This is a genomic window from Streptomyces sp. NPDC040432, assembly GCF_055595445.1.
The window spans coordinates 55,099-70,577 of the sequence record NZ_JBVIVP010000032.1 but is presented as its reverse complement, the minus strand read 5'-3'; the positions used below and the strand labels follow the sequence as shown (position 1 = coordinate 70,577).

The following is a 15,479-nucleotide window of genomic DNA, read 5'->3' as shown; positions in this document are numbered from 1 at the left end:
GTCCGTCTTCTCTGCCACCACCTCCCCAGAAGACCCTACAGAAACAACCCCCACCCCGCCCAGTCCTCCCCCCCCCCCCCCCCCCCCCCCCCCCCCCCTCCTCTCCCCTCCCCCCCCCCCCCCCCCCCCCCCCCCCCCCCCCCCCTTCCCCCCCTCCCCCCCCCCCCCCCCCCCCCCCCCGCCCGGGCGCCGGTCCTACGGGGTCAGTGGCGGACGGTAGGTGGTGTCGGGGCCCTGCTGCTGCCCGGGCCCGTCCTCACGGATGACCTCGCCCGGGACGACCTTGCCGTCGGGGCGGTGGATGCGGGCCTGGTTGAAGGCGTCGCCGAGGCCACCGGGGGCGGAGGCGGCCATCCTGCGCTCCAGGGCGCGCTCGGTCCGGCGGGCGATCAGGGCACGCACCGGGGGCAGCAGCAGGAGCAGCGCGGCCACGTCGGAGAGCATGCCGGGCAGGATCAGCAGCAGCCCCGCCAGCATGGTCAGGCCGTTGCCCGAGCCCTTGGTGGGCTGTGGGGAGGGGACCTGGCCGGCCATGGCCTGCTCCTGGGCCTGCTGGAAGGTCCGGGTCAGGTTCTGGAAGGCGCGCCGCCCGGCCCGCTTGATGAGCACCACGCCGAGCACCATGGAGCCGGCGATGAGGGCCGCGACGGTCAGGCCGCCGGCGGCGTCGGCGACCAGGCCGAGCAGCCAGATCTCCAGGATGAGCCAGGCGGCGACCGCCAGGGGGATGAAGGTGCGGGCGGGCGAGCGCCGCCGGGGGGCCGTCGAAATGCCGGTCGTCATACCACCCAGTGTGCCCGGACCGGGTTAAGAACGAGCTCAGTCGGAGGTACCGGACATCCCCTAGGGGATGCCCGGCCCCTGCGACACCCGGTCGGACCTGCGGAAACGATGTCGAACACGGTCCCGCGCGGTCCGGACGGGTTCAGGAGGGACGCTTGCCCGTCAGCTTCGCCGCGCGCTCCTTGAAGCCCCACTGCGTGACCCGCCACAGGGCCTCGACCACGATGTCCTTGCTCATCTTGCTGTCGCCGAGCTCGCGCTCGACGAAGGTGATGGGCACCTCCACCACGCGGAAGCCCTTGCGGACGGCGCGACGCGCCAGGTCGACCTGGAAGCAGTAGCCGGCGGAGGCGACCTCCTGGAGGCCGAGCCCCTCCAGGGTCTCGCGGCGGAACGCGCGGTAGCCGCCGGTGACGTCGCGGATCGGCACGTCCAGCATGAGCCGGGAGTAGGTGGACCCGCCGCGGGAGAGGAACTCCCGGCTCTTGGGCCAGTTCACCACCCGGCCGCCCGGCACCCAGCGCGAACCCAGGACGAGGTCGGCCCCCTGGAGCGCCGTGAGCAGGCGGGGCAGTTCCTCCGGCTGGTGGGAGCCGTCGGCGTCCATCTCGACGATGACCCCGTAGCCGTGCTCCAGGCCCCAGGCGAAGCCCGCGAGGTAGGCGGCGCCGAGGCCCTCCTTGCCCTTGCGGTGCAGGACGTGCACGTGCTCGTCATCGGCGGAGAGCTCGTCGGCGAGCTTGCCGGTCCCGTCGGGGCTGTTGTCGTCCGCGACGAGGATGTGGGCCTCGGGGACCGCGGCGCGCACCCGACCGACGATGAGGCCGATGTTCTCCGCCTCGTTGTACGTCGGAATGATCACCAGGGTGGTGCCGAGCGGTCCGTTGGTCCGCTGTCCGCCGTCGCTCACTAGGTCCCCTTGCGTGTTCTTCACGTCCAGCCCGCCTGGCACGTCCCGTCACTACTGGATGATTTTAGAACAGCGATCGGGGCCGGCGGGCCTTCGGGCCGGCTCGGCGCCCGCTGGCTGCGGGTCACCGTGACCGTTGTCTACTGGACCGCCGGGCCCCGATCCGGAGCCACCTGCCGCACGGCGAAACCTTCCCTCGCCCCCGAGGCGCGGGTGCGCTGAGCAGACGGCTCCGTCCGGTACGGGCGTCCCGCGGTGGACCGGGCCGAACCTATCCGGCCCCGGGCGCCCGGACCGAACCGAGGCCGGGCGGATCACCCCTGTGGGCGTACGAATGCCTCCCGGCCGCCGACGACCGTCGCGAGGCACACCGGCAGGTCGGCGCCGGGACTCAGATCGGGCAGGCCGGGGGTGCCGGAGCGCGGGTCGGTGGACCAGCGGGCGACCCGGTCGTCGGGGGCCTGGACCACCAGCTCCCGCGTCTGCCAGATCGCGTAGTCGGCCGGGGCGCCAGGGACGAGGATGCCCGCGTCGTCCCGGCCCACGGCCCGCCAGCCACCCCGGGTGTGCGCGGTGAAGGCGGCGCGGACGGAGATCCGGTGCTCGGGAGTGCGGTGGAAGGCGGCCGCGCGCACGGTCCCCCACGGGTCGAGGGGGGTCACCGGCGCGTCCGAGCCGAAGGCGAGCGGGATGCCCGCCTTGAGCATGGCCGCGTAGGGGTTCAGGGTCCGCGCGCGGTCGGCACCCAGCCGGTCCGCGTACATGCCGTCCTCGCCGCCCCAGGCGGCGTCGAAGGCGGGCTGGACGGAGGCGGTCAGGCCGAGTTCGGCGAAGGCGGCGATGGTCGCCGGGGTCATCATCTCGGCGTGCTCGACGCGGTGCCTGGCCGCGCGGACCCGGGCGAGGCCGACCTCCTCGGCCGCCGCGCGGACCCCCTCGACGACGGCGGTCAGGGCGGCGTCGCCGATCGCGTGGAACCCGGCCTGGAGGCCGGCCCGGGTGCAGGCGGCGACGTGCTCGGCGACCTCGGCGGCGCCCAGGTAGCCCGTCCCGATGTGCGGGGCGTCGGTGTACGGGGCGTGCAGGCAGGCGGTGTGCGAGCCGAGGGCCCCGTCCACGAACAGGTCACCGGCGGCGCCGACCGCGCCGAGCGCCTTCGCGCGGTCGAGGTCGCGGTCGGCCCAGTAGCCGAACACGCGCGGTCCGGGGCGCTGCGCCGCCAGCTCCAGCAGGGCCGTGAAGTCCTCCTCGGAGGAGATGTCCGGCCCGCCGCACTCGTGCACGGAGCCGATGCCGAGGGACGCCGCACGGTCCAGGGCGGCCCGCTGGGCCTCGGCGCGCTGGGCGGGGGTGACGGCTGCCAGGGCGGCCCGCCGGACGGCGTGGTGGTCGTCGCGGGTGAGCGGCTCGTCCCCGTCGGGCCGCACGGCCGGCACCAGTTCCAGCAGGGCGGTGGTGACGACGGCCGAGTGGACGTCGATCCGGCTCAGGTAGAGCGGCCGGCCGCCGGCCGCCGCGTCGAGCTCCGCCCGGCGCGGGGCGCGGCGTTCGGGCCAACGGGCGGCGTCCCAGCCGTGCCCGAGGAGGACCCGGTCGCCGGGCCGGGCCGCGGCGTACGCCCGGACGAGCTCCAGCGCGTCGGGCAGCGAGCGGGCGCCCGTCAGGTCCAGGCCGGTGAGGGCGAGTCCGGCCGAGGTGGTGTGGACGTGGGCGTCGGTGAAGGCGGGGGTGACGAGCGCCCCGTCCAGGTCGACGACCTCGTCGACGCCCCGGGCGAAGGCGTCGGCGGCGCCCTCGGAGCCGACCCAGGCGATGTGCCCGCGCTCGACGACCATCGCGGTGGCGAACGGGTCGGCGGGGCTGTGCACCTCACCGCCGCGCAGGAGGACGGTACGGGCGGGTGCGGTGGCTCCGACGGCGTCGGCGGAGGCGGCGGTGCGGTCAGTCATGCGGACCAGTCTGGCCCCTGTGCCCGACCCGCCGGGACCCGGGTGCGCGGGCGGCGGCGGCCGGGGGGTCAGACCCGGGGCGGCCGGGCCTCGTAGGGGGTGGAGAGGACGACGGTCGTGCGGGTGGCGACATGGGCCAGGGCGCGCAGCCGGCCCAGCAGGTCCTCCAGCTCCAGCGGGGTGGCCACCCGGACCTTCAGGATGTAGTTCTCGTCGCCGGCGACGCTGTGGCAGGCCTCGATCTCGGGGACGCCGGCCAGCCGGTCCGCGATGTCGTCCGGGGCACTGGGGTCGAACGGCTTGACCGAGATGAACGCGGTCAGGGGCAGCCCGACGGCCTCCGGGTCGACCACGGCCGCGTATCCGCGGATCACTCCGCGCTGCTCCAGCCGGCGTACTCGTTGATGGACCGCCGACGTGGACAGTCCGGTGGCCTTGCCCAGGTCCGTGTAGCTCATCCGCCCGTCCCGTACGAGCAGATCCACGATCTGGCGGTCCAGCTCCTCCATTGCGCTCATAGCCGCTCAACCTACGGCCCGGAACCGCTCCAGGCACAGCGCTGTCCACGCAGAAGTGGCACCTGCGGCGGGCATGTGACGAATGCCACAGGCGTGTACGGGCGTATAACGCGCGCGTGTGGTTACTCGTGCCGCGCGACGGGAAGTGCTTGCTGTGGCCGTGGCCGAAGAACCTGACCGCCCGGCCCATCCAAGGGGGAATACATCCATGCCGAACACCAAGCGCGCCGGTCGCACCGAACCGGAGCCCCTGGAACTGCTCGACTCCGCGTACGCGGAGGACGACGACCACCTCGAACCCGAGGACTTCGACGTCCACCACGCGGTCTGCCCCGACTGCGCGCAGTCGATCGCCCTCGTCGCGGACGAGGAGCACCTGCCGCAGCACGCGCTCTGCCTGACGCCGTGGAACCCGTTCGGGCTCACGGTGTGCGCGGGCACCGGGCGGCCGGTCTCGGACGCGCTGCCCATCCTGGGCCTGCTCCAGTCGGAGCTGGAGGCCGTCGTCCGCATCGACCTGCCGCAGGGCCTGGACTGGCGGACGCAGCCCTTCTCGCACGTGGGCGGTCCGGGTTCGCGCCCGGTGCGGCCGGGGGCGGCCCCGCTGCCGCAGATGCGCCGGCACGCGCAGGCCGCCTGAGGCCGACTACCAGTACGTCCCCTGCACCATGGCGGCGAGTCCGGCATGGTGCAGGATCAGGCCGTCGGGATCGGCGGGGACCTCGACCTCCCCGAAGTGCGCCTGCCGGTAGGCGATGCGCAGCATCACGATCCCGTGCCGCAGGGCGGCGTACAGCGTGTGGAACTCCATGTCCCGCGGTACGTGACCGGTCAGCTCCGCGTAGCGGCGTTCCAGGTCCTCGCGGCGCAGGAAGTCGGGCAGGCCGGGCTGGCCGAAGCCGACGGTCAGGTCCTGGAAGAAGCGGTGCAGGAACACCGTCCAGCCCAGGTCGACCTCGCGCGGGGCGCAGGCGGCCATCTCCCAGTCCAGGACCGCGACGGGTTCGAAGCCGTCCGGCTGGTAGATGACGTTCCCGATGCGGGCGTCGCCCCAGTTGAGGACGGGGTCGCCCTCGTCGGCGGGCCAGAGTTCCTCCAACCGTTCGAAGGCGCGCTCCACGAGCGGTGAGGGGGCCAGGCCGTCCACCACCCACGCGTAGTAGGCGCGCTGCGCGTCGACGTGTCGGCGCAGCGGACTCCCCTCCCCCGGCGGCAGCAGGAACGCGGCCTCCTGGGCCGGGAACCCGTCGTGCAGGCGGGCCAACAGGGAGATGCTCGCCTCCTGGAGCGTCGCCCGTTCCGCGTCGGTCGCGGCGTGCAGCCAGTTGCCCTCGTACGTGTAGGGCATCACGTCCGGCGGTACCCGGCCCTCGGCGCGGGCCATGACGAAGAACGGGGAGCCCAGCGGGGCCGGGTCCTCCTCCAGCCATTGCACGCGCGGGACGGGAACGTCCGTGTGGCGGGCGACCAGGTCCATCACCCGGTGCTGGCGCGGCATGTCGTAGGTGGGGAACACGGTGTAGGCGGCCGGGTCCGCGGCGAGCCGCAGGGCGCACTCCCGCAGCGGGGTGCTCGGGTGTTCGATGTCGAAGAGGAGGGTCTCGCTCGACATGCCGTTGGAGCCCGGGACGTGGACGTTGGTGACGCGGGCACCGGGGAGCCGTGCGTCGAGCCAGGCGGTGAGGCGGCGGGCGAGTTCCTCCGGCTCGCGGGTGGAGGTGCGGGGACGTGGAGCGGTGGCGGCCATGACCGGCCCTTCCTTCGGGGCTGCGGGCAGCGGGGGTCAGGGGGCGACGGAGGAGTGGTCCGTGAAGCCGGTGGGGTCGTGGCGGCCGAAGCTGCCGTGTTCGAAGATCCCGTGGCCGATCCGGCCGTCGAGGGTGAACCGGGCCGAGTGGTCGGTGACGCCGAAGGCGGCCATCGGGTGGGCGGCGGGATCGGAGAGGTCGTAGGTGCGGCGGTCGGTCCAACCGCGGCCCTGCCAGGTTCCGTGCTGCCAGTCGGTGGCGGGCGGGTAGCCGGCGCCGATGGCCAGCGGGGAGGAGGCGAGGATCTCCACGCCCAGTTCGAGCGGTTTGCGGGAGGGGTCGGTCAGGTGGACGACCGCGCTCTCCGGGTGCCGGGTGCCCGGCCGGTAGCGGATCTCGGTGTGCGGCCAGCCGAGCTGGACGTCGCGTCGGCCGCTGTCCTCGGGGAAGACCTGGACGGCCTCGTTGAGGGTGCGGTGGCCGTCGGCGTCCTCCTGGGCGATGACCATCAGGAAGCGGTCCTCGAACCGGACCGGGATCCAGAGCCAGTGGAAGCCCTCGGGGCGGTGCTCCTGCGCCTCCCGCCCGCCGTCCTCGCCGGGGATCGGGCGGACGCCCCAGCTGCGGTCGCGGGTGCCGGTCCACTCCCCCGCCGTCAGCGTGATCTCCTCGCCCCCGGTCCGGATGCGGCCGGTGACGTCGCCCGCCTGGACGAAGCGGCGGCCCTCCAGCATCAGGCGGTCGCCGCGGCGTTGGACGTGGTGGGGCTCCCAGACGGCGGGGAAGGCGCCGGTCCAGGTGAGGTCGTAGGAGAGCCCGTCGGGATCCGCCGGATCGGGTTCGCACCTGAGGCTGAACTTCCGGAGCGGGACGTCGACGGTGACGGACAGCGGGCCGACGCGGAGGTTCATCCGGTCGTCCGTGAGGGCGTCGGAGGCCCGCACCGCGCGGAGTTCGTCGCCGGTGCGCAGCGTGGCGTAGGCGTCGATGACCCCGGCGTTGGGGTAGACCCCGAGGCCCAGGATGAGGACGGCCCGGCCGGCGTGGTCGAAGACGTGGAAGATGCAGCGGTCGTAGGCGTTGCGGTCGCCGCTGACGAGGTGCTTCATCGACAAAGGGGCCTGGTGGATGGGGTATTCGTCGAGCGGAACAGGACGGTCCGCGGGCATGGCAAACCTCCGGGGCGCGGGGGCGGGGCGCTGCACAGCGGATATGACGGTACGTCAGAATCTCGGCCGGGGGCCATAGTTGTGGCACATCCTGACAGCCCGGCACGGCCGGCCACCCCCGCCCGCACCGGCTCCGCCACACCCGCCCGCGCCGGTGCGGTGGTCGTACGGGCGGCCGGTGGGAGGGGTCGAACGGATGGGCGGGACCGGGTGGCGATTACCCGGGGCGGACGCCCGACGTTGCCCCTGCATGAGCACGATTGAGTCCTCCCCGTCACGGACGGGACGCCGCAGGCGGGCTACACCCCCCGGATTCGAAGAATCGGTTCAGCAGGCGGATCGCCACCTCGGGGACCGGCCACCGGCGACGGACCGGTCACAGGCCACGGACCGGTCACAGGCCGAACACCGCCAGGCGGAACGCCTCCGGGCCGAACGCCTGCAAGCCGAACGCCTCCAGGCCGAGCGCCTGCGGGCGGGCCGGTCGGCGGCGGACCGGCCGCACCCGGAGGACCGGCAGGCGGCCCGGCCGCGGCGCCCCGACCCGCCCATCTACCGCGACCTGATCGCCCGCTGGACCGAGGCGGGCCGCACCGTGCCCGGGCGGCGCGACCCCGAGTGGCACCGGGTCGCCTCGTCGCCGATCTGGCCCAGCGGCCCCCTGTACGACGGCTGACCCCGCGGGCCGGGGGCCGCGCGGGGTCGGGTGGGGCCGCCGGATCCCGGGGCGCGGGGTCGCGGGCTTCGTTCAGCGCGTCTCGGGGCCGGCCAGGTGCCGGGCGATGACCATGCGCTGGATCTGGTTGGTGCCCTCCACGATCTGGAGCACCTTCGCCTCGCGCATCAGCCGTTCCACGGGGAAGTCGGCCGTGTAGCCGTAGCCGCCGAGGACCTGGACGGCGTCCGTGGTCACGGCCATCGCCGCGTCCGTGCAGAACAGCTTCGCCATCGCGGCCTGCCGGGAGAAGGGCTTGCCCGCGTCCCGCAGGCGCGCGGCGGCCAGGTACAGGGCCCGACCCGCCTCGATCTTCGTGGCCATGTCGGCCAGCATGAAGCGCAGGCCCTGGAAGTCGGCGATGGGGTGCCCGAACTGCTTGCGACCCAGCGCGTACGCGAGGGCCTCGTCCAGGGCGGCCTGCGCGACGCCGATGGCACAGGCCGCGATGCCCAGCCGACCCGCGTCGAGGGCGGCCAGCGCGATGGAGAAGCCCTGGCCCTCGTCGCCGATCCGCCGCGCGTCGGGAACCCGTACGCCGTCGAAGTGGAGCTGGGCGGTGGGCGAGCCCTTCATGCCCATCTTCTTCTCGGGGACGGCCGCCGTCAGGCCCGGGGCGTCGCCGGGGACCAGGAAGGCCGTGATGCCCTTGGGGCCGGGCACGCCGGTGCGCGCCAGGACGGTGTAGAAGTCGGCGACCCCGCCGTGGGTGATCCAGGCCTTGGTGCCGGTGATCACCCAGTCGTCGCCGTCGCGGACGGCCTTGGTGGTGAGGGAGGCGGCATCCGAGCCGGCGGCCGGCTCGGACAGGCAGTAGGCGCCCAGCAGCCCGCCGCCGAGCATGTCGGGCAGGTGGACGCCCCGCTGCTCCTTGGTGCCGTAGCCGGCCAGGCCGTGGCAGGCCAGGGAGTGGACGCTGACGCCGAGGCCGACCGTCAGGCGGGCCGCCGCGAGCTCCTCCAGGACCTGGAGGTAGACCTCGTACGGCTGGTCGCCGCCGCCGAACTCGCCGGCGTACGGGAGACCGAGCAGCCCGGACTCGGACAGCAGGGTGAAGACCTCGCGGGGGAACCGGCCGGCCTCCTCCTCGTCCGCGGCCAGGGGGCGGATCTCCCGCTGGGCGATCTCGCGCACGAGCGCCAGGAGGTCGCGGGACTCCTCGGTGGGCAGCTGACGGTCCACCGTCTGTGGGGCGCGGTCGGTCATGGCGGCGCTCTCCTCCCTGGTCGGGCGCGGCGGCGACGCGTGAGGTGTGGGACGCGCCGCCGGGTTGTGGTGCTCTCACAGCCGACACGGCCCTCCCGGGTCACGGAAGGGCTCGAAGAGCGGCTGCGGCGGGTTGAGTATGCCCGATCAGACGCTTTCCGTCACCGGTGCTTGATCATCACCGTCGCCGAGGGGCTTCGACGCCGCGTCCAGGACCGCCGGAGGGGCCGGACACTGCGGGACGAACTCCTCGATCACGGTCAGCGTCGCACGGAGCTGGCGTACGAGCAGCACTCCGACGGCGTCCCGGTCGGGCTGCCCGTCCGCCCCCAGGGCGCCGATCCAGTCCAGGGTGACGCCCTCGACGCCGGAGAGCCAGCCGACGAGGGCGAGCCGGGCGAGGGGCGGGACGGTACGGGTGCCGTAGGCGCCCTCCGCGATGGTGGCCGTGAGCTCCTCGCGCACGGCGTCCCGGATCGCGAGCACCTCCGCGTCCGAGCCGACGCCTCCGGTGACGATGGTGCGGTAGGCGGCCTGGTGGTGCTCGGCGTAGTGGAGGTAGCCGTCGATGGTGCGGCGGACGCGCTCGGCGCCGGGGAGGTCCCTGTCCCGGCCGGCGCGGGCGACGAGTTCGGCGACGGAGTCCTCGACGATGGCGAGGTAGTAGCCGCGCTTGCTCGTGAAGTAGTAGTAGATCAGTCCCTTGGCGACGCCGGCCTGCTTGGCGATGTCATCCATGGACAGGGCGTCGTACGAGGTACCGGCGAACAACTTCCGGCCGGTGGCTATGAGTTCGGCCCGTCGAACCTGCGAACGGCTGGTCCCGCCCCGCTGTTGACCACGATGCAAATTCAGCCCCCGCCTCGAACTGCCACAGGATGCCCGCAGTATGGCAGACCTGCGCGCCCGAGCCGGGTCCTCCCCGTGGTTCCTGTCGCGGTCGCGAGCCCGCGCTCGCGGCCCGTACGCCGCTGCTGTCGGTGCCGTCCTTCACGGAGGCCGACCCGGGGGGCCTCGGCGCCGGATTCCTCGTCGGGATGCCGCTCGGCCGCGCGGGCGGCGCGCCCGCCTTCGACCGGACGCCGGACGGGGGCGTGGGACGGGAGCCGTCGCCCGAGCTCCGACGTGACCTACATCCAGCCGACCTGGGTGACGAACATGGCGACGACCACCACGAGGGTCCAACCGAGCACGTGCTCCAACCACGAGGAGCCCTCGTCGGGCCCGCCGGTGGCGACGGTGCTGGGGGTGGCGGCGTTGAGGGCGGGGCTGTCTGCGGTCATGCCGTCCAATGTGCCGGCGTACGCGGCTTTTGTGGTGGAGACGATCGTCACTGGTGGCGCGCGTCACGCCGCCGGGCCCCGGCCGGAGCCGCTCGCGCGGACTTCGACCGGGACCCGGTGAGGGGTACCGCGTACGGTCAGGTCATGCCGTCCCGGCGGCGGCCGCCCATGGCCACCATGGCCAGACCCAGGCAGAGGGCGACGGCTCCGGTGATGACGTTGCTGACCACGCTGCGGGTCGTGTCCATCTCACCGGCGATGACCCACGGGGCGATGATCGTCCAGGCGCCGATCGCGACGGCCGTCCAGGCCATCGCGTGCGTGCGCTCGTACGCCGACCCGAGTCCGCCCATGCACAGGCAGAACGCCAGACCGGCGATGAGGTTGTTGATGGCCAGCGGCGAGAGCGCGCTGAACCCCGCGATCCACGGCGAGACGGCCAGGTACAGGCCCGTGATCAGGGCCAGCGCCTCGACTGCCTGCGCCGCGGGAGTGCTGGTCACCCGCTCGAACCTGGTCCGCATTTCGGCGAGGTCCGGGTGGCTTTCGATTCTCGGATGGGTGGTCATGGCGGGCTGCCTCCTATGAGAAGCCTTATGTGCCCTTTATCCCCATATTCCGACTTTTGACTCCTCCGTGCCAGAGGGCATCCTCACAACACGCCGACCGCCTTCAAGGCGGCGGCCTGGACCGGGCCCGGTCGGGCCGGACCGTAGAGGTAGCAGATGCCCCCCGTACCGGAGACGGTCTTCCCGGCGGCGTTGTGGCGCTTGGTGCGCAGCCAGTTGTTCTCCCACTCCCGACGCTTGTAGACGCGACGGACGGCGGGGTTGTCGCGCGAGTTGGGGTCGTTCGCGATCACGTCCCCGGAGGCGGTGAAGCCGATCACGGTCATCAGGTGGCCCGCCGTGCCGTAGCCCGCGCCGGTGAGTTCCTCCGCGCGGAAGGACAGCGAGGTGATGACCGGGATCCCGGCCCGGACCAGGGTCTCCAGGTCGGTGAGGGACGCGAGCCGGGTGACGACGCCCCCGAGGCCCCGGTAGGTGGCGGCGTAGGCGGCGTTGAAGGGCCAGTTGCCGCAGCCCTTGTAGGCGGCGTCGTAGGTGGAGCGGGCCGCGTGGCAGACCTGGGGGTCCTGGTAGCCGGCCTTGACCCAGGACAGAGCCTTCGCCGACGCTCGGCCGCCCCAGAACTCCACCACCATCTGCGAGGAGGTGGGGCTGCACCAGGCCTCGCCGCCGTTGTCGTACTCCGGGTACCGGCCGGCGTGGATCTCCTGCGAGTAGCGCGGGACCTTGAGTTCGTGGCCCTTCCCGGAGGGCGTGGAGGCGGTGACGGCGAACCGGTCGGGGACGTCGGAGACCATCGCGCCGGCCAGCCAGACGGTGGGGCCCAGGTCGGCGCCGGGCGTCCGGTACAGGGTCAGGCGCAGCTGCCAGTCCTTGATCCGGACGCCGGACGCGGGGTTGTCGACGGCGAGGCTGTCGGTCCGGACGGTGGTCCGGCCGTCGGTCTGGCCGTCGACGGAGGAGCGGCGGATGTCGCCGTCCCCGGCGGCCCAGCGGCCCATCACGTACCAGGGGGTGGCCTTGCCGTCGGTGTAGGTGCCGCGCAGTTCGATCCGGATCCAGGTGCCGGCGGGGGTGCGGGCGTTCCACGAGGCGATGGCCTCGGTGGCGGGAACCGTGGACCGGTGGACCGGCGAGGTCCAGGTGGCGTACTCCCAGGTGGCCTTCCTGGCCGTGTGGGGGTCGGTGTGAACGGTGCGGCCGACCGGCGTCGCGATCTCCAGGCCGGGGCGGGCGCCGTCGACGGCGGCGGTGCCGTTGTGGGTCCCGGCCCGCCAGTGGGCGAGGGAGTACCAGAACCGGTTGTCGACGGTCCGGGTGGTGGCGGTCGCGGCGGCGTCCCCGCCGGCGGCGGGTGCGGGTACGGGTCCGGTTCCCGGGGCGGAGGACGGGGCCGGGCCGGCCGAGGCCCGTCCCCCGGGGAGGCCGACCGCGGTGGCGGCGGCGAGGGCGACGGCCAGGAGGGCCCGGCGCGGCGTGGGTGCGGTCATCGGCGTTGGCCCCCAGGGGTCGGGTGCGGGTGGATCGGCTCGTCCACCCTTCCAGTTCCCGCGGGCCGGGGGCCGAAGCCACGGGCACGTGTCGGGGTGAACACTGCCTCCGAACGGGCCGCCTAAGCTGGCCGGGTGGAACCACAGCAGTCGCTTGAGTCACTCGCACGGGAACTCGCCGCCCTGCCGCCCTCCCTCGGCCCGGTCCGGCTGATCGGGGTCGACGGGCACGCCGGATCGGGGAAGAGCACCTTCGCCGCCGCCCTCGCCGGGGCCTTGGCCGGGGCGCCGGTGCTCCACCTCGACGACGTGGCCACCCACGAGGAACTGTTCGACTGGTGGCACCGGCTGGACGCGCAGGTGCTGGAGCCGCTGGCGGCGGGCCGGGCCGCGCACTGGGCCCCGTACGACTGGGTGGAACGGCGCTTCGGGCCGCAGCGGGTACTGGAACCGGCGCCGGTGGTGCTCGTCGAGGGCGTCGGGGCCGGCAGGCGGGCCCTGCGGCCGCGGCTGGCGCGGCTGCTGTGGATGGAGACCGCCCGCGAGACCTCCTGGGGGCGTGGGAGGAACCGGGACGGGCGTGAACTTTCCGACTTCTGGGACGGGTGGGAGCGCGCCGAGCGCGCGCACTTCTCGGACGACCCTTCGCGCCCCTTCGCCGACATCCTGGTGCGCCAGAGCGGTACGGGATACGAGTGGACTTCCGGGGCTGCTGCGACCCCGGGAACGACCACTTCCGTCACCGAGAGCGACGGGCTGCCCCAGGCCTGACCGCCGGCTCGGAAAGGCGTCGGTCAGGCGCCCGGAGGCAGCCCTCCGAGCCGCTTGACCACCGCCCGACGGCGGCCTTACGTTCTGAAATGCGCGGTCCGCCAAGGCGGCCGCGGCCGTGGAGCCCCCGGTCGTTCCCCCGTGACCGGGGGCTTCCTGCCGCCTCCCGGCGCGGACCCCGGCCGGCGCCCGGCGGGCCCCTCCCCCACTTCTTCTCACCGTGCGTTACCATGCGCGTCCGGAGCGCACGCGCGACCCGTCCCCGCCGCACCCTGGGTAAGGTGCGTCACCGCAGGTACGATGCAGCCCTGATTTCATCGGCGGGGTGTACAACTCGCGTGCACAGCACGGGGGTTGTCGCGTACCACGGGGCTGGCTTGTGGGGGATGTGATGGACTTCGGCATGCCGGGCAGCGCACACGCCCCGGCCGAACTCGCCTGGCTTCGCGGGGTGGACGCCTGCACCATGGGCGCCTATCCGCAGGCCGAGGAGGAGTTCCGGTCGGCCGTCAGGTTCGATCCCGCCATGGCCGACGCCTGGTTGGGCCTGCACGCGCTCCGCGTGGACACCAGCAACGCCCTGCTCCGCATGTACGCGCACCGGGACCGCTTCGGCGAGCAGCGGGCGCGGCACCGGCGGACGCTCAACTCCTGGTACTGGTTGGGCTGGTGGGTGCAGCCGGTGCTGGAGAGCCGGCGTGACCTGCTGTTGGCCCACGCCTCGCACTGGCTGGACGGCCGGCACGTGCCGGAGCTGGACCAGGCCCTCGCCGCGCTGCCGCCGGTGGACACCGATCCCCAGGTGCGTTTCCTGCACGCCTGCCGCGCCTACCTGGTCAAGGACTGGGAGCAGTTGGTGCGGCACACCGAGCCGCTGGTGGACGATCCGCTGCTGGGCATCGAGGCCGGTCTGTTCGGCGGCATGGCCCGGGTGCGGTTGGAGATGTACGGGCAGGCGGAACCGATGCTGTCGGCGGCGCTGATGCGCTGCCGCAGCGAGCAGCCGCAACGCAAGGAGCTGCGGTACTGGTTGGCGCGGGCGCACGAGGGAACGGGGCGCAGCGCCGCGGCGCTGCCGCTGTACCGGGCGGTGCACCGGGTGGATCCGGCGTTCATGGACACCGCGGCCCGGCTGACCGCCATCGCGGACAGCAGCGACCCCGACGACATGGCCGGGTACGCGGGGCTCTCCGGTCACGTCACCGAGGGGTTGGCGGGGCACGGCCTGTCGACGGCCGGTGGGGACTACGCGGCGGTGGCGCTCGGCGGGGGTCCCTTCCAGGACGTCGCGGCGGACGGCCAGGTGGACGCGGATCCGCCGACGCCGCTGGACCCGCCCGAGCAGCGCTTCGTACCGTCGGCGGGCGGGGGCGGACTGGAGGGCGTGCGGCACAAGGTGTCCGTTCCGCCGCAAGGCGCTCCGGCCGGGCTGCCGGCCGGGCCCGCCGATCCGCACGCGCTGGCCGAGGCGCTGGCGGAGCTGGAGCGGATGGTGGGGCTGGATCCGGTCAAACGGCAGGTCAAGGCCCTGTCGGCGCAGTTGCACATGGCCAGGCTGCGGGCCGCGCAGGGGTTGCCGGTGCAGCCGCCGAAACGCCATTTCGTCTTCTCGGGCCCCTCGGGCACCGGCAAGACCACGGTGGCGCGGATCCTGGGGCGGGTGTTCTACGCACTGGGGTTGCTCGGCGGCGACCATCTGGTGGAGGCCCAACGGGCTGATCTGGTGGGCGAGTTCCTGGGGCAGACCGCGGTGAAGGCGAACGAGCTGATCGATTCGGCGATCGGCGGGGTGCTGTTCGTCGACGAGGCGTACAGCCTGTCCAACTCCGGCTACAGCAAGGGGGACGCGTACGGGGACGAGGCCCTCCAGGTGCTGTTGAAGCGGGCCGAGGACAACCGGGACCACCTGGTGGTGATCCTGGCCGGCTATCCGGCGGGGATGGACCGGCTCCTCGGCGCGAATCCGGGGCTGTCCTCGCGTTTCACTACCCGGGTGGACTTCCCCAGCTACCGGCCGCCGGAACTGACCTCGATCGGCGGGGTGCTCGCGGAGGCGAACGGGGACCGGTGGGACGAGGAGGCCGTCGAGGAGCTGCGCAGCATCAGCGGGCACGTCGTCGAACAGGGCTGGATCGACGAGTTGGGCAACGGCCGCTTCCTGCGGACCCTGTACGAGAAGAGCTGCGCGTACCGGGACCTGCGGCTGGCGGGCTTCGCCGGGGAGCCCTCGCGGGACGACCTGGCGACGCTGCGGCTGGCGGACCTGATGCAGGCGTACGGGGAGGTCCTGTCGGGCCGCGGGCCCCAGGAACGGCCGGAGTCGCCGCCGCTCTAGGCGGTGTTGTGGAGGTGGCGCCGCGGGCCGGGC

Annotated in this window: 15 protein-coding genes; 4 read left to right on the top strand and 11 right to left on the bottom strand. The window is 73.6% G+C overall.

All coding sequences use genetic code 11. The annotated features are described in order from the left end of the window. Positions 1 to 195: 195 nt before the first annotated feature. From fxsA to ACZ58N_RS36135, 4 genes are all read right to left on the bottom strand, one after another. Entirely contained in the window at positions 196 to 783 is a 588-nt protein-coding gene (fxsA, locus tag ACZ58N_RS36150; RefSeq protein WP_471169005.1) for an FxsA family membrane protein, read from the bottom strand. 142 nt (positions 784 to 925) lie between these two features. Next, positions 926 to 1,693, bottom strand: a complete 768-nt coding sequence (locus ACZ58N_RS36145; RefSeq protein WP_471169002.1) for a polyprenol monophosphomannose synthase — start codon at positions 1,691 to 1,693, stop codon at positions 926 to 928. Positions 1,694 to 2,007: 314 nt separating this feature from the next. Then, entirely contained in the window at positions 2,008 to 3,642 is a 1,635-nt protein-coding gene (locus ACZ58N_RS36140) for an amidohydrolase (protein ID WP_471169000.1), read from the bottom strand. A gap of 68 nt (positions 3,643 to 3,710) precedes the next feature. Further along, the gene (locus tag ACZ58N_RS36135) at positions 3,711 to 4,151 is read right to left on the bottom strand and encodes an Lrp/AsnC family transcriptional regulator (protein ID WP_030030904.1); all 441 of its coding nucleotides are present in this window, start codon (positions 4,149 to 4,151) and stop codon (positions 3,711 to 3,713) included. Between the two features lie 217 nt (positions 4,152 to 4,368). Between ACZ58N_RS36135 and ACZ58N_RS36130 the strand changes: the two genes are divergently transcribed. Next, on the top strand, positions 4,369 to 4,800 hold the full coding sequence (locus tag ACZ58N_RS36130; protein ID WP_471168997.1) for a hypothetical protein: 432 nt from the start codon (positions 4,369 to 4,371) through the stop codon (positions 4,798 to 4,800). A gap of 6 nt (positions 4,801 to 4,806) precedes the next feature. Here ACZ58N_RS36130 and ACZ58N_RS36125 read toward each other — a convergent pair whose 3' ends face one another. Continuing rightward, on the bottom strand, positions 4,807 to 5,907 hold the full coding sequence (locus tag ACZ58N_RS36125; protein ID WP_471168994.1) for a phosphotransferase family protein: 1,101 nt from the start codon (positions 5,905 to 5,907) through the stop codon (positions 4,807 to 4,809). A gap of 36 nt (positions 5,908 to 5,943) precedes the next feature. Continuing rightward, entirely contained in the window at positions 5,944 to 7,077 is a 1,134-nt protein-coding gene (locus ACZ58N_RS36120) for an Rv3169 family protein (protein ID WP_471168992.1), read from the bottom strand. Between the two features lie 250 nt (positions 7,078 to 7,327). On the opposite strand from ACZ58N_RS36120, the gene ACZ58N_RS36115 reads away from it, so the two are divergent. Next, complete coding sequence (locus tag ACZ58N_RS36115) at positions 7,328 to 7,753, top strand: hypothetical protein (RefSeq protein WP_471168989.1); 426 nt, start codon at positions 7,328 to 7,330, stop codon at positions 7,751 to 7,753. Between the two features lie 72 nt (positions 7,754 to 7,825). Here the strand turns inward: ACZ58N_RS36115 and ACZ58N_RS36110 are convergent, their stop codons facing one another. From ACZ58N_RS36110 to ACZ58N_RS36090, 5 genes are all read right to left on the bottom strand, one after another. Then, the gene (locus ACZ58N_RS36110) at positions 7,826 to 8,998 is read right to left on the bottom strand and encodes an acyl-CoA dehydrogenase family protein (protein WP_471168986.1); all 1,173 of its coding nucleotides are present in this window, start codon (positions 8,996 to 8,998) and stop codon (positions 7,826 to 7,828) included. Positions 8,999 to 9,145: 147 nt separating this feature from the next. Next, positions 9,146 to 9,847, bottom strand: coding sequence for a TetR/AcrR family transcriptional regulator (locus ACZ58N_RS36105; RefSeq protein WP_471168983.1), 702 nt, complete (start codon positions 9,845 to 9,847; stop codon positions 9,146 to 9,148). A gap of 281 nt (positions 9,848 to 10,128) precedes the next feature. Continuing rightward, entirely contained in the window at positions 10,129 to 10,281 is a 153-nt protein-coding gene (locus tag ACZ58N_RS36100; protein WP_281205189.1) for an SCO1431 family membrane protein, read from the bottom strand. Between the two features lie 137 nt (positions 10,282 to 10,418). After that, on the bottom strand, positions 10,419 to 10,850 hold the full coding sequence (locus ACZ58N_RS36095) for an SPW repeat protein (RefSeq protein ID WP_471168979.1): 432 nt from the start codon (positions 10,848 to 10,850) through the stop codon (positions 10,419 to 10,421). 83 nt (positions 10,851 to 10,933) lie between these two features. Next, positions 10,934 to 12,340, bottom strand: coding sequence for a peptidase C39 family protein (locus tag ACZ58N_RS36090; RefSeq protein ID WP_471168977.1), 1,407 nt, complete (start codon positions 12,338 to 12,340; stop codon positions 10,934 to 10,936). Positions 12,341 to 12,475: 135 nt separating this feature from the next. Between ACZ58N_RS36090 and ACZ58N_RS36085 the strand changes: the two genes are divergently transcribed. Both ACZ58N_RS36085 and ACZ58N_RS36080 read left to right on the top strand, forming a co-directional pair. After that, on the top strand, positions 12,476 to 13,111 hold the full coding sequence (locus tag ACZ58N_RS36085; protein ID WP_471168975.1) for a uridine kinase family protein: 636 nt from the start codon (positions 12,476 to 12,478) through the stop codon (positions 13,109 to 13,111). A 391-nt stretch (positions 13,112 to 13,502) separates the two neighbouring features. Continuing rightward, positions 13,503 to 15,446, top strand: coding sequence for an AAA family ATPase (locus tag ACZ58N_RS36080; protein ID WP_471168972.1), 1,944 nt, complete (start codon positions 13,503 to 13,505; stop codon positions 15,444 to 15,446). Positions 15,447 to 15,479: the final 33 nt, after the last annotated feature.